Source organism: Erwinia pyrifoliae DSM 12163, assembly GCF_000026985.1.
In the GTDB taxonomy this organism is placed as follows: domain Bacteria; phylum Pseudomonadota; class Gammaproteobacteria; order Enterobacterales; family Enterobacteriaceae; genus Erwinia; species Erwinia pyrifoliae.
Genome location: NC_017390.1, coordinates 607989 through 626111 on the forward strand (window position 1 = coordinate 607989; position 18123 = coordinate 626111).

An 18123-nucleotide genomic window follows, 5' to 3' on the forward strand; every position below is an offset into this window, starting at 1 on the left:
TTTTTTACTCGTATGGTCAGTATGGAATATTGATCCCAGTTTTTTCTTATTTTTTTAAGGTGCAATAGGCTGCAAGATTCCGGTGAAGCTGGGCTTTATATTGAATAAAGTTGAGTCAGATCGCCGATCGAATACTTCTCTTTATTACTTATTTATTATCAATTAACACGATGCTGATTGCCTGCCGGTGCGTCCTTTTATCGGTAAAGTCGTACGCACCAGGCGATAATCATTTGTGGACCGATCTTTCTTTGTATCAAAATCCATCATATTACAGTGCCAGTCAGTGGTTTCCAGAATACGGAAATCGACGGTGGCTGCATGCAGCGTGTGACTCACCAGCAGTGCGCCCAACGTAAGGCAGGATTTGAACATGTTTTCTCCCTTAAACGTTCTTCGATAAACTTCTGTAACTATCGCAGAGTATGGTGAAACGTTGTCTAATGGTCACTGATAAATGTGGCGCGGCACGCATAATTCAGTCATAACGTGTGCTTACATTGGATGCTATCCCACTAACTTTATGATTATTCAAAAAATGGCAGTATACCGTGCTCCGCTATCACAGGTGCGTTATGCTGATGAAAACACCAGAATATTCAGGAGGTGGACCGTGTTAGAAAAAATTTGCCAGCTGGCGCGTGAAGCAGGTGATGCCATTATGCAGGTGTATGACGGACAGGCTCCACTGGATGTGGCGCAGAAGCCCGATGACTCACCGGTGACTGCCGCAGACATGGCGGCGCACAAGGTGATTGTCGCCGGACTACAGGCGTTAACCCCCACCATCCCGGTTTTGTCTGAAGAAGCGCCGCAGAGCTGGGAGATACGCCAGCACTGGCAGCAATACTGGCTGGTGGATCCGCTCGACGGCACCAAAGAGTTTATCAAACGTAACGGGGAGTTTACGGTCAATATCGCGCTGATCAAAGCGGGAAAAACGGTACTGGGAGTGGTCTATGCGCCGGTACTGGCGGTGATGTATTGCGCTGCCGAAGGCAAAGCCTGGAAGGAAGAGGGTGGCCATAAAATCAGGATTCAGGTGCAGGATGCGCGCCCGCCGCTGGTGGTAGTCAGTCGTTCACATGCCGACAGCGAACTGGAAGATTACCTCAAGCAACTCGGCGACCATCAGACCACCGCGATTGGCTCCTCGCTGAAGTTCTGCCTGGTGGCAGAGGGGAAAGCACAGCTCTATCCGCGCTTCGGGCCTACCAATATCTGGGATACCGGTGCAGGCCACGCGGTGGCGGCGGCGGCGGGTGCGCACGTTAATGACTGGCAGGGTAAACCCCTTGATTATGCCCCGCGCGAATCATTCCTCAATCCGGGGTTTCGCGTATCCATTTTTTGACCTTGCAAGCTGGCATTGGGGTGGGCGACAAAAAGGTTCGCCCGCCGGGCGAATAACACCTATCGGCTTAGCGACGCTTCCGTACCCGACTTGCTCCTGTTAAGCGGCCAGCACGCGGACTCATCTGGCGCATCAGTTCGATGGAGCCGTTCCACCCACTGTTGCTTTTCGCTGTTGCCAGGATATCCCTGAACGTTCAACTTCTTTATTTGTCATGCCAGCGCTGACCCGGGTTCAGAAGTGCCGTTGGTGGGTCATGCTAATGAAATAATCGGCGCGCATGATGCTACCTGCCGCGTCGTTATGACATCTTTGTAATATGACGCACAAAACCTTATTTGTTGACTGTTTATACTGGTTAATAACGGCCATGTAACAGGGTGTTCTGTAATGATGTGTAAGAACAGTAAAAAAATTCAATTTTAAGAACATCGGGAGCGAACCATGTTCTATAGTCACTGTACTTTGCGTTTCATCAACTCGTGCCGCATTTGACGGCGAAGAGACGTCGTTAATTTTTCAGGAGTAGTAAGATAATGAAGATCTTCCAGCGATATAATCCATTACAGGTCGCTAAGTACGTTAAGACACTGTTTCGGGGAAGGTTCTACATCAAGGATGTCGGCGCGTTTGAATTCGATAAGGGTAAAATTTTGATTCCACGCGTTAAAGATAAACAACATTATAGCGTGATGTCAGAAGTGAACCGACAGGTTCTGCGCTTGCAGACCGAGTTTAACTAATAACAAAAAAGGCGCATTTACGCCTTTTTTTATGGATTGCCGCCGCTGATTATGCTGTCTCTTCCGCGTCTTTGGGCAGTACTGAAGCCAGCGGACGCGCATCAATGCGCGTTACCAGCAGCTGGTCGATGCGATAGCTGTCAATATCCACCACCTCAAACTTGTAGCCGTGCAGCTTAACGAAGTCGGTACGCTTCGGAATTTTGCGCAGCATAAACATCATAAAGCCGCCAATGGTCTCGTAGTTACCCGACTGCGGGAACTCGTCTATATGCAGAACACGCATTACATCTTCGATCGGCGTACCGCCTTCGACCAGCCATGAGTTCTCATCGCGCGCAACGATCTGTTCTTCCAGCCCCTGACCAACCAGATCGCCCATTAGCGTGGTCATCACATCGTTGAGAGTGATAATACCCACCACCAGCGCGTACTCGTTCATAATGACGGCGAAATCCTCCCCGGCGGTTTTAAAGCTCTCTAACGCTTCAGACAGCGTCAGGGTATCGGGCACGATAAGCGCCGAGCGGATCTGTACGCCGCTGTTGAGCGTCATACTCTGATTACCCAGCACGCGCAGCAGAAGCTCTTTTGAATCGACGTAGCCAACGATATGGTCAATATCTTCATTGCAGACGAGGAATTTTGAGTGTGGATGGCGCGCGATCTTCTCTTTCAGACTGCTTTCATCTTCATGCAGGTCAAACCACACCACGTTTTCGCGCGAGGTCATGGAAGAGGGCACGGTACGCGATTCCAGCTCGAAGACATTTTCGATCAGTTCGTGCTCCTGTTTACGCAGCACGCCAGCCAGCGCCCCGGCTTCAACCACCGCATAAATATCGTCAGAGGTGATATCGTCTTTGCGCACCAGTGGGATTTTGAACAGGCGGAAAATGATATTGGCTCCGCCGTTAAAGAACCACACCAGCGGGCGGAAAATAAACAGGCAGAAACGCATCGGGTTGATAATTTTCAGCGCCACTCTTTCGGGTGCAATCATGCCCAGGCGCTTAGGAAACAGGTCGGCGAACAGGATAAACAGGCTGGTGACGAGGGTGAACGAGCAGATAAAGCTGATGCGTTCCGCCATTTCAGCGTCGAAAAAGCGTTCAAACAGCGCTTTGAAAGCGGGGGAAAACGCCGCGTCACCGACGATACCGCCGAGGATCGCCACCGCGTTCAGGCCGATTTGCACTACGGTAAAGAACATGCCGGGGGTTTCCTGCATTTTCAATACGCGTTGGGCGTTGATATTACCCTCATCGGCCAGCAGCTTAAGTTTTATTTTGCGTGCGGCAGCCAGCGAAATCTCTGAAAGAGAAAAAAACGAGCTGACCGCAATCAGCATGACGATGACAAGGAAACTGTCTAACATAAAACATCCATATGGTGGCTTGGCTCTGTGGCAATCAGGATGACGATCGCGCTGTCAGAGAGGGCCGGGTTAATCACTTGTCATTTTTGGCCTGGGCAGCGCGCAGGATTCGGATTCTGCGTATATCACATCAGGAAGTTCGGCGATTCAGGGCTATCCGTGCCAAAAATGTCTGCGGTTCGGCATACGGCCGGAGCAGAAGGGCAATCAGGCCGAGGTGCGGACTGTGCAGAGATTATAACTGCGGCGACGAGCGCTTACAATTGCGGCAGTGAACAGAACGCTATTCTGCTGCTATTTGCTGGTTAAACGCGCTGGGCTGGTAAGAAGTTGATAGCGCGTTACACTATTTCGTACCCTTCACATTTCAAGCTGCAGGTGGGTTGCCGCAACTCGGGTTGTGAGGGTTTATCTCGTTCGGTCGCAATCCAGTGTTGTAACCTGTCGTGACTTTGCACACAATGCCAACGAAATTTTGTGATGTTCCGCGCCAGCTGAACAGGTAAACCGAGCCTGCTGGTGAAACGCCGCTACGGCGAACGGTATAGGGAATTGTTATCAGGTTAAGCCTTCAGGATTGAGGGCTGGCAATAATAAATGGGAGTCCGCGTGCCACGAATCCATGTGTATTGCATGTTTTGTCTGCTGATCGCCGCCCCTGTGGCGCAGGCGGTGAATGTCCGCTTGCAGGTAACAGGATTGTCCGGCGAACTGGAAAAAAATGTCAGGGCGCGTTTATCCACCATCACCAGTGATGAAGTGAGCGCCGATGGCCGCTTTATGTCGCGTGTCAGCGAGGCGGTGAAAGAAGGGTTGAAGGCGCTGGGTTATTACGAACCGCAGATTGATTTTGAGCTGCAGCCGCCACCCACAGGCGGCAAGCGCCCGCTGCTGCTGGCGAAAGTCATACCGGGACAGCCGATTAAACTGGCCGGAGAAACGGTGATATTGCGCGGCGGCGCACGCACCGATGAGGATTATCGCCGGTTGGTCAATGGCGCAAAACCTAAGCTCGGCAGCGTACTTAATCACAACGACTACGACAAATTTAAAAGCTCGCTAAGTAATATGGCGTTGCGTAAAGGCTATTTCGACGCGGACTACCGCAAAAGCCAGCTTGGCGTGTCCGTAGAACGGCACGAGGCATTCTGGGACATCGACTACGACAGCGGTCAACGTTATCGCTTTGGCGATGTCAGCTTCTCTGGTTCACAAATCCGCGATGACTATCTGAAAAACCTGGTGCCATTCAAAAAGGGCGATGATTACAACTCGCGTGACCTAGCGGAACTGAATCGACGCCTGTCGGCGACGGGCTGGTTTAATTCGGTGGTGGTGGTGCCTGAATTTGATCAAGGACGCGCCAGCAAGGTGCTGCCGCTGCACGGCGTTTTCTCGCCGCGCACCGAGAACACCATTGAAACCGGCGTCGGTTACTCGACGGACGTCGGCCCGCGCGTTAAAGCAACGTGGAAAAAGCCGTGGGTTAATGACCGTGGGCACAGTTTCAGCACCAGCGCGAACCTCTCCACGCCGGAACAGCAGCTCGACTTTAGCTACAAGATCCCGCTGCTTAAAAGCCCGCTGGAGCAGTATTACCTGTTACAGGGCGGCTTAAAAAGAACCGATCTTAACGACACCCAAGCGGACTCCTCCACCCTGGCCGCATCGCGTTACTGGGACAGCTCCAGCGGCTGGCAGCGTGCGATTAACCTGCGCTGGAGCCTCGATCACTTTACACAAGGTAATGTCACCAATACCACCATGCTGATTTACCCCGGGGTCAGTATTAACCGTACCCGTTCACGCGGCGGGCTGATGCCGACCTGGGGCGACTCACAGCGCTATTCTCTTGATGTTTCTGATACGACCTGGGGATCGGATATCGACTTCGCGGTTATCCAGGCGCAGAACGTGTGGATCCGTACTCTGGCTGAAAAGCACCGTTTTGTCGCGCGCGCTAATCTCGGCTGGATTGAAACCAATAATTTCGAAAAAGTGCCGCCGGATCTGCGCTTCTTTGCCGGTGGTGACCGCAGCATTCGCGGTTACAAGTACAAAGGTATCTCGCCGCGTGATGACGATGGCAAACTGACCGGTGCCTCGAAACTGGCGACCGGCTCGCTGGAGTACCAGTACAACGTGACGGGTAAATGGTGGAGCGCGGTGTTCATTGACTCCGGTGAGGCGGTCAACGATATCAAGCAGAGCAACGTGAAGACGGGTGCCGGTGTTGGCGTGCGCTGGCAGTCGCCAATTGGGCCTGTCAAACTCGACATTGCCCGAGCGATTGGTGATGAGGACAAGCGTGATATTCAGTTCTACATTGGTTTGGGGCCTGAGCTATGAAATGGTGGAAAAAGGGCCTGATTGGCATTCTGATCTTTATCGTCCTGCTGCTCGGCGGCATTGCTTTTTTACTCGGCACCACCACCGGCCTGCATCTGGTATTGAACTCGGCGGCACGCTGGGTACCGGGGCTGGATATTCAGCAGGTGGACGGCGGCTGGCGTAACCTGACTTTGAAAGGCATCAGTTATAAAATGCCCGGCGTGACGGTTGAAGCGGGCGAGTTTCATCTTGCGCTGCGCCTTGGCTGTCTGAAACAGAGCGCGTTCTGCATTAACGACCTGGCGTTGAAAGACGTGAACGTGGTAGTAGACAGCAAAAAGATGCCGCCTGCTGCCGAACCGCCGGTGGAAGAAGAAAGCAGCACGGGCGAGATCAGCACGCCTTATCCGCTAACGCTGAGCAGGCTGGCGCTGCATAACATCAACGTGAAGATCGACGATACGGCCATTTCACTGGCCGACTTCACCAGCGGGCTGCACTGGCAGGAACGGGCGATGACGCTCACCCCGACCCATATTCAGGGACTGTTGATGGCGCTGCCGAAGGCGGCACAGGTGGCGAAAGAGCCGGTAGCACCGCCGAAAACTGAACAACCAGCGGCGCAAGATACCCCGTTGGGCGAAACGCTTAAGGCGCTGTTTGCCAAACCGCTGCTGCCCATTCTGCCGGAATTTGTCCTGCCGCTTGATGTCAACGTGCAGCAGATCCTTGGTGAACAGCTGCGTATCACCGGGGATAGCGATATCACCGTCAACCGGCTGCTGTTAAAGGCCAAAACCGAGCGAAATCAGCTATGGCTGCAAAGCCTTGACGTTGACTCGCCCCAGGGGCAGCTGAATGCACAGGGCCAGGCAACCCTCAGCGGTAGCTGGCCGCTGAACTTTACGCTCAACAGTGCGATCAACGTGGAGCCGCTTAAAGGCGAGAAGATCAAAATGACCCTCGACGGCGACTTACGCGACACGACGAAGCTGGCGCTGAATCTGTCCGGCCCGGTGCGGGCGCAGCTGGATGCCGACAGCCAGCTGGCCGTAGCGGGCCTGCCGCTCAATATGCGCCTGCAAAGCCCGCAGCTGCGCTGGCCGCTGGACGGAGCGGCGCAGTTCCAGGCAAGCAATGTCAACTTCAGCATTAACGGTAAAGCCACGGACTATGTGATGTCGCTTAAAGCAGCCTTGCAGGGAGAAGGCATGCCACCGGCTACGCTGACGCTGGATGGTAAAGGCAATGTCGAACAGTTCTCCCTCGACAAGCTGCGTCTGGCGGCGCTGCAGGGCAATACCGATCTGACGGCGCTGGTTGACTGGAGCAAAGCGATCAGCTGGCGCAGCAAATTGACCCTGTCCGGTATCAATACGGCAAAACATTACCCGGCCTGGCCAGCGAAGCTGGAGGGGGTAATCACTACCCGTGGCAGTCTGTACGGCGGCAGCTGGCAGATGCGTGTGCCGGAGCTGAAGCTCAAAGGCAACGTGCGCAATAACGCCGTTAGCGCCGACGGATCTTTATCCGGCAACAGCTACAACCAGTGGGATATTCCCGGTATTAAGCTGGTTCTGGGGCGCAATAACCTTAATCTGAAAGGGGCGCTGGGCGATAAGCTGAACCTTGATGCCGATATTGATGCCAGGCATCTGGATAATGCGCTGCCAGGCCTGGGCGGTGCGGCGCAAGGCCGTATCCGCGCGCGTGGCGATCTGAAAACGCCGCAGCTGCTGGCAGATTTAACCGCCAGCGGTTTACGCTGGCAGGCGATGCGCGTTGCCCGTATAAAACTGGACGGTGATATCCGCTCTGGCGAACAGATTCAGGGAAAAGTGAATCTGCGCGTAGAGCAGCTGAAGCAGGATGCGTTGTCGGTCAAGCTGCTGCAGCTTGATGCCAGCGGCACGGAAAAACAGCATCAGCTGAAACTCAATGTGCAGGGTGAACCGGTTTCCGGGCAGCTGGCGCTTAACGGTGCTTTTGACCGCGCAGGCGGGCGCTGGCAGGGCGCGCTGAACAATACCCGCTTCGCGACCCCGGTAGGGGAATGGCGCTTAACCCGTGCCATCGCGCTCGATTATCTTAATGCGAAACAGGCGGTGAGCATCGGGCCACACTGCTGGCAGAACCCGAACGCCGAGCTGTGCGTGCCACAGACGATAAAAGCCGGGCCATCCGGCCATGCGCGCGTGGTGCTTAACCGCTTTGATCTGGCGATGATTGCACCATTTATGCCTGAAACCACCCAGCTGGACGGGGTATTTAATGGCGATGCCGATGTGAGCTGGACTGCCGATGGCGGCCTGCCGACCGGGCGTGTTGCCTTGAAGGGGCGCGGGGTTAAGGTCAATCAGGACGTGCAGGGCAATACCCTGCCGATAGCCTTTGATACGCTGAACCTTAACGCGGCGCTAAAAAATGGCCGTGCGCAGCTCGACTGGCTGATCCATATCGCCAACAATGGGCAACTTGACGGTAACGTGCAGATTGCCGACCCGCAGGGGCGACGCACGCTGTCCGGTAATGTCAATATCACCAACCTGTCGCTGGCCATGCTGAATCCGGCCCTGATGCAGGGTGAGAAAATGGCCGGAATGCTCAACACGCATTTGCGTCTTGGCGGCAACCTGCAAAAACCTCAGGTATTTGGCGAGCTGGGGCTGCGCAACGTCGATGTCGACGGTAGCTTTATGCCGGTCGACCTCACTGCGGCCAACCTGACCATGGCCTTTAACGGCATGAGTTCGACGCTGGAGGGGCTGATTCAGACCTCGCAAGGGCAGATAGCGCTTAACGGTAATGCTGACTGGAGCCAGCTGAATGCCTGGCGTGCGCGTATTGCCACGAAAGGGGAGAAGATACGCATCACCGTGCCGCCAATGGTGCGGATGGACGTCTCGCCGGATCTGGTGTTCGAAGCCACTCCACAGCTGTTTAACCTCGAAGGCCGTGTCGATATTCCCTGGGCGCGTATCACGGTACAGGAAGTCCCAACCAGTGCTGTCGGGGTTTCTTCCGACGAAGTGCTGCTGGATAAGGATCTGAAGCCGATAGCACCGAAATCAGCCTCGATCCCCATCAATAGCCATCTGACTATTCATGTCGGTGACGATGTGCGCCTTAGCGCCTTTGGCTTGAAAGCGAAACTGAATGGCGATTTGAAGATGGTACAGGACAAGCGAGGTGTGGGACTGAATGGCCAGATCAATATCCCGTCCGGGCGCTTTCACGCCTATGGACAGGATCTGATCGTGCGTAAAGGCGAGCTGCAATTCTCTGGCCCGGTGGATCAACCGTATCTGAATATTGAAGCGATCCGTAACCAGGAAGCCACCGAAGACGATGTGACCGCCGGGGTACGTGTGACCGGGCTGGCGGATGAACCCAAAGTGGAGATTTTCTCGGATCCGGCGAAATCACAGCAGGAAGCCTTGTCCTACCTGCTGCGCGGCCAGGGGTTGGGCGCTTCCGGCAGCGAAAGTGACGCATTAACCTCCGCACTGGTCGGATTGGGGCTTGCACAAAGTGGGCAGATTGTGGGTAAAATCGGCGAGACCTTTGGTGTCAGTAATCTGGCGCTGGATACCACCGGAGTTGGCGAAAGCCAGAAGGTGCAGGTCAGCGGCTATGTACTGCCGGGTCTACAGGTAAAATACGGTGTTGGCATATTTGATTCACTGGCGACATTAACGCTGCGTTATCGTCTGATGCCCAAGCTCTATTTGGAAGCGGTGTCTGGGGTCGATCAGGCACTGGATTTGCTCTATCAGTTTGAGTTTTAGTCATGCGAATAATTGTCTACGGCAGCCTGCGGCGTAAGCAGGGTAACAGTCACTGGATGACCAACGCGCAGTGGCTGGGCGATCACCCGATCGACGGCTACGCGCTTTACAACCTGGGCCATTACCCTGGGGTGGTGATGGGTGATGGACGGGTTTATTGTGAAGTCTATCGCATTGACGCCGCAACTCTGGGCGAACTGGATGCGCTCAGAACCAAAGGCGGTGAGTACCGGCGCGAGCTGGTCTCTACCCCTTACGGCAGCGCCTGGCTGTATGTCTATCAGCGGTCAGTGGTGGGGAAAAAACGCATCGAAAGTGGGGACTGGCTGCAAAAAGATGCTGCCGCTCAGTAACGGTTAAAAAAAAACACCCCCTGCATGCAGGCGGTGTTTTTTTATGCACGACGACCAAAAAATGCCGGTTCTGACGCTGGCACCCATAGCGCCAGCGCAGCGCATTATTTTTTCGCGGCGCGCTCGAAAGAAGAGACGATTTCAGCTTTTGCCGCAGCAACGCCTTCCCAGCCGTCAACTTTAACCCATTTGCCTTTTTCCAGCGCTTTATACTGCTCGAAGAAGTGGCTGATCTGGCCGCGCAGCAGTTCCGGCAAGTCGTTTACATCCTGGATATGCTCATACTCCTTGCTCAGTTTGCTGTGCGGAACCGCAACCACTTTCGCATCTTCGCCTGACTCATCGGTCATTTTCAGCACGCCAACCGGACGGCAGCGGATCACAGAACCCGGCTGCAGCGGATAAGGCGTTGGCACCAGCACGTCAACCGGGTCACCATCCAGAGAGAGGGTGTTATTAATGTAACCATAGTTGCACGGGTAGAACATCGCGGTAGCCATAAAGCGGTCTACGAACAGAGCGCCAGACTCTTTATCGACTTCATATTTGATTGGAGCAGCGTTAGCCGGGATCTCAATAACGACATAGATGTCATCCGGCAGGTCTTTGCCAGCAGGTACGTGGTTCAGGCTCATGGTAAATTCCTTCAATCATCTCAGGTTAAGTGCCCGATATTATAGCCATCTCATTGGCAAAGTACTCGCCTTTTTCGGGCTTTAGGAATGCTCCGTGGCAGCAGCGGCACGGCGGCCGGTACCGACTTATATGGAAGATAATATCGCCGTCGCGAATCGATGATGTTGTCAGCATTGAGGGCGTACACGAAGGAAGTGAAATTTGTCTTAGCGGGTAATGTTAAGCATTTTTACTCTTTATTGTCGATCGCGCTGTTCATCTCTCGGTGAGTGGATATGAAAAATGAGTGCTGGTGCGTGACACCAGTCGTTTGCGGAAGTGATGGCCTGATGACGAATGAATGCATGCATGTCTTTCACCCACTAATGAAATCATCATTTTCGGTAAAGTTAGCGGGGGTTACTGCCGATAACTTGGTCGATTTGGATTTACGAGAATTTATTTGCTTAACACTACCGGGAAAATCATCATGCTAAAAAGAATCTCAATACGTTCGGGTTTACTGGCCCTGCTTGGCCTGATGACGCTGCTGCTCATTGTAGTCAGCGTAATGGGCATTATTGCAATACAAAAGGGCAATCGCTCGCTGGACGCCGTCAACCGCATTCAGGGTATTGAGTTAAATGCGCTTTATATCAGCAACGGCAGCCTGCTGCGCGCCCGTGCCGTAGCCTCGCTGGCAATGCGTCAACTGGAAACGGGCAAGCCCGATAAAGCCGCTAAAACCGGCGAACGCGCCCTTAATTATGTTGCTGCCTCAGAAAATGAGCTGAAAAAATTCATCGCAGCCGGAACCGTGACCGAGCATGGCCGTGTTCTGGCCGAAGCGGTAGCTGTAAGCTACCGCGATTATCTTGCTAACGGTATCACCCCGCTGATGGCGGCGATGCAAAAGCAGAGTCCAGGTGACTTTTACGCGATACTGGAAGGCAACCTTTCATTACTGGCGGGTAAATATAGTGATGCGGTGGACAACTTTGGTCGTTATGCCAACGAGGTGACCGCATCGCGGCTGGAGCAGGCGGCGAATAATCAATCGATGATGACCATTCTGATTCTGGTGAGCGGCGCACTGACGCTGATGCTGGTGGCAGCGGCATGGATGATTCTGCGCGAACTGTTACTGAAACCACTGGATAATGCTATCCAACATCTGGAGCACGTTGCCGAAGGCGACCTGACCCAGCAAGTTCCGGAAAGCAGTAAGAACGAAATTGGTCGCCTGAACGCGGCACTCGGCATCATGCAGCAGTCGCTACAGCATTCGGTCATTAAGGTGCGTGATGCCAGTATTCAGATTGATATTGGTAGCCGCGAACTGTCATCGGGCAACCTTAATCTCTCGCAACGCACCGAAGAGTCTGCGGCATCGCTAGAGCAAACGGCAGCAAGTATGGAACAGCTGACGGCCACGGTGAAGCAGAATGCGGATAATGCCCAGCAGGCGCATTTACTGGCTAAGTCCGTTTCAGATACCGCCGAACGCGGGGCGGAAGTGGTCAGTTATGTGATGGAGAAAATGTCGGAAATATCAAGCAGCTCTAAACGTGTTGGCGACATTCTGGGCGTGATCGACGGTATTGCTTTCCAGACCAACATTCTGGCGTTAAATGCTTCCGTTGAAGCGGCGCGTGCCGGGGAGCAGGGGCGTGGTTTCGCCGTGGTTGCCAGCGAAGTGCGTAACCTTGCTCAACGCAGCGCGACGGCGGCCAAAGAGATCCGCACGCTGATTGCCGAATCGCAAACTCGCGTCAGCGAAGGTTCCAATATGGCAACCAAAGCCGGTGAAACCATGGATGAGATCTCAAGCGAAGTGATGCGCGTTACGACGCTGATGAAAGAGATTTCCAGCGCATCACAGGAGCAAAGTCACGGTATTGAGCAAGTGAATGTCGCCGTGACGCAAATGGATGAAGTGGCACAGCATAACGCCGCCCTGGTCGAAGAGGCCGCCGCTGTCACGCAGTCGCTGGAAGAGCAATCCCGGCAGCTGGTGCAAACTATGGCAGTGTTTAAGGTCACCCAGGTGGCCTGATATCCAGCCTGATTAAGGGGCAGACCTTTTGCGGGGCTGCCCCACCCCCGCCAGACATGTCATTCTGCAAGTGGAATAAATCATCGGTTAATGATAAAAGTGATGAATTTACCATGGTGCGATCCTTAATTTATATTATATGCATTAAACTCATTAAATGAAGTGATCAAAAATAAAGGGTTGTGGTAGCGTTTTGCATTCAATGAATGAGCAGGCTGTACTCTGTATATTATGATTGTTTTTTATCATGTTGTTTGAAAGTCAATTCAAACACTCACAGAATAAAAATAATAACTTTATCGAGATATCAACGCTAATGAAAAGAGTCGCGGGAGGTGGTGCAAAATCGGGTGATATCTTGCATTGGGCGTCATGCTATTTCTATCTGACCAGAAACATCACAGCCTGCAGACGATGTTGTCTGTTAGATATTTACGGGGGGGGAGTAGCAACAGCCTTTGATAATCAGCTCGCCTGCTATAACGCGTGTGTGCAGAGTACTCTTGTGGTCGATGTCACAGGTTTATAATTGGCTAAAAATAAATGAGGGTTTGAGTCGCAGGGCGTGTTTCGGCCTGCTGTAACAGCATTTATTTAAATAAACATTAAGGCGTATAACATGGAAGCCAAATTCAACAAATTATTATTAAGCACGATACTTATTGCTAACCTTTATGGAGTGTCTGCTTTTGCAGAAAAACCCCGACGATTACCAGAAAACCATCAAATAGATCATGTCGTTATTACCTCAAAAAATCTGCTCGACGGAAACCCGGGTGACAGGGTAAAGAGCTTTCAATTCACCCAGAAAGATGCGTTATTGCTACGCGCTGAATTAGATAGCCAAAACTTGCCAGAAAAAACGATGATTGTCGTGAGCAATCGTGATAACACTGAGAAGTATATTTATTTCGATAAAAAGGGTCTCTGGCAAACAATGACAATTACCGGGGATACCATAAATCTGGAGGTACATTTTCCCAGGGAAAGTGATTATTCCTCCGCATCGCTGGTGTTAAAAAGGATTTTATATACGCCGCTGGCTGCTAAAGACAGGTCGATTATCGGAGAAAAGGACGAACGTCGGCGCCTGGTCTGCTATAAAGACGACAACAACGCAATATATGAACATGGATTAAGCTCTGTGTATATGCTTCTGGGAAACAAGGGATCGGGATCGCTTTTAGGTAAAGACAATCTCTTTTTAACAAATCATCATGTGGTTAAAACCACGGAAGAGGTGAAAAATGGCGAGATATGGCTAAACTGGTATCACAGGAACTGTAGCGAAGACGATAAGACAGAAAAAAAACCTATAAAAATTCAGGGAGATAAATTATTATCCCACGGTAGTGGTGGTGCAAAAGACTATGCTTTGTTAACCGCCGATCCTTTTGACTTTAAATATGGCAATATAAAAAGATTATTTGGTGGGTTGGCAATTAGCAAAAAAAATCCAGCTATCGGGGAGGCATTGCATATCCCACAATACGGGAATGGGACTATTCGCCCGGCTTATGTGGCAGATACTGAAAGTGGCAGCCCCTGCAAATTGCTAAGCGCGGGAGCTGTTCTGGCCTACAATTGTGATACCCGCAGTGGATCATCTGGCTCACCGGTCATTTCTACAGTAAGCCAGATGTTAGTGGGTGTTCACTATGCAAGTGGAAGTGATAAAAATTTAGCTGTTGGAGCGGAAACTCTGATTAAAGACCTTTCTGCTTTTATTACTGATAAGAATAACCAGAGCCAGCCGCCGCTATCGTATGCGATCAATGCCAACCAACTATCAATCACGCCATTTTCTTACCAGGGAGAGCTGGCCATTTCAGAAAAGCCGATATGGTTCTCTTCCAGTGACCCGGAATTAAATATTGAGCATCAGTATGATTATAGCCTCGTCACTTTTATGAAAAAAAATCTGCAGACAGGAGATGTTGTTAAGGATGAAAATAAATCACTGAAACTCTGGCTTGAGAATAACTGCGGGAAATTCGCCATTGATAAAAAGCCTTTTTGTCGTAATCCCGGAAAAACCAGCCTTAAGTACGCAATGGATGTTGAGGAAAAGGATTTCACTAACGGATCATGGAAGAAATACTGGCTCCTTTTAACCCAGCATGACGAGCAACAAAATAAAGAAGAGAACGTGTTCCAAATCAGTGAAAGCTTTTATGATGTCATTAGCCCCCCCTTCGCTGAAGAAAGAGCCATCGTAAAAGAGTTGGTTCTGCAAGAGAAGACGACAGAGAAACTTTCATGGGCCTACGAAGGTAAAGATAATCTCGGTTTAGTGGCATTTTACACGGAGCAGGGCCCTGTCTCTCTTGTTCGGCGCGTTGACGGTAGGACTGAGGTGCCTGTTATTCTCAGGGATGAAAAAAGAGATCTTATGCAAAAAGTCATACTGGACGTATCACGGCGGACAGCCTGCTCGGAAACCCAGATGAACAGTTCTGTCACCTGTAAGGCCTCTGATAAATATACCGAATTTAACGTCCGGTTTAACCCCGGGAAAAACCCTGGCATCCTTGACGGGAAATTCATGGGTATCCTGCCGTTGAAACTGAAATCCTCGGATGGCGAGGTGGAAGAAAATGTCTTATATAAGATTTCTCTTGATAACCAAAAAGAAACCCCTGAAGACATACCAGATTGGAACAGCGCGACTATTTATGAACAAGCCTGTCAGAAAGTGAAGTATGCCGGGAAAGCCTGGTTAAATGGCTGGTGGACACAAAATAGTCCGCCGGGCAAAGCCGGAGCATGGGACGTTTGGCGTGAGGAAGGCAGTGTTGACATGCATACTCACTGTAAATAGGTGCGCCTGGCAGAGTTCACAGGATGAATGGCGTCACGTTTATTTTGCGGTTTTTCTGCCAGGGACTGAGTGAGAAAGGGCGATCCTCAGGACCGCACTTTGTTAGTTTTTGGCGTTTATTTATCCGGGTACTCACGCAGGAAACGTTCGGTATCATTCACCATATGGTCGTTGCCGACGAAGAACGGTGAACGCTGGTGCAGCGTTTCCGGCACCAGGTCGAGAATGCGGTTTTTACCGTCTGAGGCTTTACCACCGGCCTGTTCAGCGAGGAAAGCCATCGGATTGCACTCATACAGCAGGCGCAGCTTGCCTTTCGGGTGGCTGGCGGTACTTGGATAGAGATAGATGCCGCCCTTCAGCAAATTACGGTGGAAGTCCGCCACCAGCGAGCCAATATAGCGCGAGGTATAGGGACGGCTCGACGCTTTATCTTCTTCCTGGCAGAATTTAAGGTATTTTTTCACCCCCTGTGGGAAGCGGATGTAGTTACCTTCGTTAATGGAATAGGTATAACCGGCTTCCGGGAAGGTCATACGTTCCGCGCTCAGGCAGAACACCCCCAGCGACGGGTCATAGGTAAAGGCATGTACGCCGCAGCCTGTGGTATATACCAGCATGGTGGACGAACCATAAACCACGTAGCCTGCAGCAACCTGCTGACTACCGGGCTGCAGGAAGTCCTCTTCAGTGACTGGCGTACCCGCCGGGGTGATACGGCGGTAAATCGAGAAAATGGTGCCAACAGATACGTTAACGTCGATATTAGAAGAGCCGTCGAGGGGGTCCATCAGCACCACGTACTTGCCGTTTTCCACACCTTCGAAAATAACGATTTCATCTTCTTCTTCAGACGCGATACCGGCCACGAAGCCGCGAGCCTTAAGGGCAGCCTTCAGTTTTTCATTGGCATAGAGATCGAGTTTCATCTGCTGCTCGCCCTGAATATTCTCGGCGCCGCTGGCGCCGAGAATATCGACCAGACCAGCCTTGTTAATATCCCGGTGAATAATTTTTGCGCCAAGTTTGATTGCGGAGATCAACGCGGTCAGCTCACCGGTGGCGTGCGGAAAGTCGTGTTGCTTTTCGACGATAAATTCGCCTAACGTTTTCATAACACAATTCCTGAATCTGCGGTTAAGTAGCAGCTTAATTCACAAACTGCCCATGTATGCATATGCGATTGCAGTTTAGCCGATTGAATAGTAAAGAACATAGGGCAAATCCGTTTCTTCCACACGACGGGGGCGGTACACTAGCGCTGAACTTTTACGAAACGGACCTTTTATGCGTATTCATATCCTTGGTATCTGTGGCACCTTCATGGGCGGTCTGGCGATGCTGGCACGCGCGCTTGGCCATGAAGTTACCGGCTCTGATGCTAACGTCTATCCGCCAATGAGCACGCTGCTGGAAAAGCAGGGTATTGATTTGATTCAGGGTTATGATGCTTCACAGCTCGAACCTGTACCTGATTTGGTCATTATTGGTAACGCCATGACGCGTGGCAATCCCTGTGTGGAAGCGGTACTGGAACGCAATATTCCTTACCTTTCTGGCCCACAGTGGCTGCATGATTTCGTGCTACGTGACCGCTGGGTGATTGCGGTAGCCGGAACCCACGGTAAAACCACCACGGCGGGCATGACAGCATGGATTTTACAGGCCTGCGGCTATGAGCCGGGCTTTGTTATCGGCGGCGTACCGGGAAATTTCGAGGTCTCGGCAAATTTAGGGAAAAGCCCATTCTTCGTGATAGAAGCCGACGAGTATGACTGTGCGTTTTTCGACAAGCGCGCCAAATTTGTGCATTACTGCCCGCGCACCCTGATCCTGAATAACCTTGAGTTCGATCATGCGGATATCTATGACGATTTGCGCGCCATTCAGAAACAGTTTCATCACCTGGTGCGTATCGTGCCGGGGCAGGGGAAAATTATCCTGCCGGAGCATGATGCAAACCTGAAGCAGATGATGTCAATGGGGTGCTGGAGCGAGCATGAAGCTGTAGGTGAAAACGGTTGCTGGCAGGTGAAGAAACTGTCGCCGGATGCTTCATGCTGGGAAGTGATGCTTGATGGCGAACGGGTGGCGGAGGTCAACTGGTCACTGGTTGGCGAGCACAATATGCGTAACGGAATGATGGCGATTGCCGCTGCGCGGCATGTGGGGGTGAAGCCGGAGGATGCCGGACGTGCGCTAAATGATTTTATCAACGCCCGTCGTCGTCTGGAGTTACGTGGTGAAAGCAACGGCATCAAGGTTTACGACGACTTTGCCCATCACCCTACGGCCATTCACGCCACGCTGGCAGCCCTGCGCGGTAAAGTGGGCGGCACGGCACGTATTCTGGCGGTGCTGGAACCACGCTCAAATACCATGAAGATGGGAATCAGTAAGGACGACCTCGCTCCGGCGTTAGGACGAGCCGATGAAGTGTTCCTCTATCAGCCACATCACATTCCGTGGCAGGTATCAGAAGTGGCAGATGCCTGCATCCAGCCAGCACACTGGAGTGCGGATATTGATACGTTGGTAGAGGCGATCGCCAAAGTAGCCCATCCGGGAGATACTATTCTGGTGATGAGTAACGGGGGTTTTGGCGGTATCCATCAGAAGCTGCTGGATCGGCTGGCATAGCGCACACGGCGTGTGGAGAGCGGGTCTCCACACGCCATCATGGC

12 protein-coding genes are annotated in these 18123 nt (G+C 52.1%); 8 read left to right on the forward strand and 4 right to left on the reverse strand.

Features of this window, described 5'->3' with window-relative positions; all coding sequences use genetic code 11:
* Positions 1-162: 162 nt before the first annotated feature.
* Entirely contained in the window at positions 163-375 is a 213-nt protein-coding gene (locus tag EPYR_RS02735; protein ID WP_014538519.1) for a 2',3'-cyclic-nucleotide 2'-phosphodiesterase, read from the reverse strand.
* Between the two features lie 238 nt (positions 376-613).
* Between EPYR_RS02735 and cysQ the strand changes: the two genes are divergently transcribed.
* Together cysQ and EPYR_RS02745 are read left to right on the forward strand one after the other, a co-directional pair.
* Positions 614-1354 carry a 3'(2'),5'-bisphosphate nucleotidase CysQ gene (gene cysQ, locus EPYR_RS02740; protein ID WP_012666881.1) on the forward strand — a complete coding sequence of 247 codons (741 nt, stop codon included), beginning with the start codon at positions 614-616 and terminating at the stop codon, positions 1352-1354.
* Between the two features lie 536 nt (positions 1355-1890).
* Positions 1891-2097 carry a DUF1107 domain-containing protein gene (locus EPYR_RS02745; protein ID WP_012666882.1) on the forward strand — a complete coding sequence of 69 codons (207 nt, stop codon included), beginning with the start codon at positions 1891-1893 and terminating at the stop codon, positions 2095-2097.
* 49 nt (positions 2098-2146) lie between these two features.
* Here the strand turns inward: EPYR_RS02745 and paeA are convergent, their stop codons facing one another.
* On the reverse strand, positions 2147-3475 hold the full coding sequence (gene paeA, locus EPYR_RS02750) for a polyamine export protein PaeA (RefSeq protein ID WP_012666883.1): 1329 nt from the start codon (positions 3473-3475) through the stop codon (positions 2147-2149).
* A 633-nt stretch (positions 3476-4108) separates the two neighbouring features.
* Between paeA and tamA the strand changes: the two genes are divergently transcribed.
* The 3 genes from tamA to EPYR_RS02765 are packed head-to-tail and all read left to right on the forward strand — an operon-like array spanning position 4109 to position 9947.
* Positions 4109-5824 (forward strand): autotransporter assembly complex protein TamA, encoded by a 1716-nt coding sequence (gene tamA / locus EPYR_RS02755; protein WP_187298261.1) that lies wholly within the window; start codon positions 4109-4111, stop codon positions 5822-5824.
* Positions 5821-9594, forward strand: a complete 3774-nt coding sequence (tamB, locus tag EPYR_RS02760; protein ID WP_012666885.1) for an autotransporter assembly complex protein TamB — start codon at positions 5821-5823, stop codon at positions 9592-9594. Before tamA ends, tamB begins: the two co-directional genes overlap by 4 nt.
* 2 nt (positions 9595-9596) lie before the next feature.
* Positions 9597-9947, forward strand: coding sequence for a gamma-glutamylcyclotransferase family protein (locus tag EPYR_RS02765; protein ID WP_012666886.1), 351 nt, complete (start codon positions 9597-9599; stop codon positions 9945-9947).
* Positions 9948-10051: 104 nt separating this feature from the next.
* Here EPYR_RS02765 and ppa read toward each other — a convergent pair whose 3' ends face one another.
* On the reverse strand, positions 10052-10582 hold the full coding sequence (gene ppa, locus EPYR_RS02770; RefSeq protein WP_004160088.1) for an inorganic diphosphatase: 531 nt from the start codon (positions 10580-10582) through the stop codon (positions 10052-10054).
* A 470-nt stretch (positions 10583-11052) separates the two neighbouring features.
* Here ppa and EPYR_RS02775 point away from each other — a divergent pair, with 470 nt between their 5' ends.
* Together EPYR_RS02775 and EPYR_RS02780 are read left to right on the forward strand one after the other, a co-directional pair.
* Positions 11053-12618 carry a methyl-accepting chemotaxis protein gene (locus EPYR_RS02775; RefSeq protein WP_012666887.1) on the forward strand — a complete coding sequence of 522 codons (1566 nt, stop codon included), beginning with the start codon at positions 11053-11055 and terminating at the stop codon, positions 12616-12618.
* 619 nt (positions 12619-13237) lie between these two features.
* The gene (locus EPYR_RS02780; protein ID WP_012666889.1) at positions 13238-15439 is read left to right on the forward strand and encodes a trypsin-like peptidase domain-containing protein; all 2202 of its coding nucleotides are present in this window, start codon (positions 13238-13240) and stop codon (positions 15437-15439) included.
* Between the two features lie 116 nt (positions 15440-15555).
* Here the strand turns inward: EPYR_RS02780 and fbp are convergent, their stop codons facing one another.
* On the reverse strand, positions 15556-16554 hold the full coding sequence (gene fbp, locus EPYR_RS02785) for a class 1 fructose-bisphosphatase (RefSeq protein WP_012666890.1): 999 nt from the start codon (positions 16552-16554) through the stop codon (positions 15556-15558).
* Between the two features lie 172 nt (positions 16555-16726).
* Here fbp and mpl point away from each other — a divergent pair, with 172 nt between their 5' ends.
* Positions 16727-18079, forward strand: a complete 1353-nt coding sequence (gene mpl / locus EPYR_RS02790; protein WP_012666891.1) for a UDP-N-acetylmuramate:L-alanyl-gamma-D-glutamyl-meso-diaminopimelate ligase — start codon at positions 16727-16729, stop codon at positions 18077-18079.
* Positions 18080-18123: the final 44 nt, after the last annotated feature.

What these genes read in the sequence shown, in the direction of transcription:
- EPYR_RS02745 (WP_012666882.1), top strand. Translation starts at nt 1,891, where the DNA reads ATGAAGATCTTCCAGCGATATAATCCATTACAGGTCGCTAAGTACGTT.
- EPYR_RS02780 (WP_012666889.1), top strand. Translation starts at nt 13,238, where the DNA reads ATGGAAGCCAAATTCAACAAATTATTATTAAGCACGATACTTATTGCT.
- paeA (WP_012666883.1), bottom strand. Translation starts at nt 3,475, where the DNA reads ATGTTAGACAGTTTCCTTGTCATCGTCATGCTGATTGCGGTCAGCTCG.
- mpl (WP_012666891.1), top strand. Translation starts at nt 16,727, where the DNA reads ATGCGTATTCATATCCTTGGTATCTGTGGCACCTTCATGGGCGGTCTG.
- EPYR_RS02775 (WP_012666887.1), top strand. Translation starts at nt 11,053, where the DNA reads ATGCTAAAAAGAATCTCAATACGTTCGGGTTTACTGGCCCTGCTTGGC.
- tamB (WP_012666885.1), top strand. Translation starts at nt 5,821, where the DNA reads ATGAAATGGTGGAAAAAGGGCCTGATTGGCATTCTGATCTTTATCGTC.
- fbp (WP_012666890.1), bottom strand. Translation starts at nt 16,554, where the DNA reads ATGAAAACGTTAGGCGAATTTATCGTCGAAAAGCAACACGACTTTCCG.
- ppa (WP_004160088.1), bottom strand. Translation starts at nt 10,582, where the DNA reads ATGAGCCTGAACCACGTACCTGCTGGCAAAGACCTGCCGGATGACATC.
- tamA (WP_187298261.1), top strand. Translation starts at nt 4,109, where the DNA reads ATGTTTTGTCTGCTGATCGCCGCCCCTGTGGCGCAGGCGGTGAATGTC.
- EPYR_RS02765 (WP_012666886.1), top strand. Translation starts at nt 9,597, where the DNA reads ATGCGAATAATTGTCTACGGCAGCCTGCGGCGTAAGCAGGGTAACAGT.
- EPYR_RS02735 (WP_014538519.1), bottom strand. Translation starts at nt 375, where the DNA reads ATGTTCAAATCCTGCCTTACGTTGGGCGCACTGCTGGTGAGTCACACG.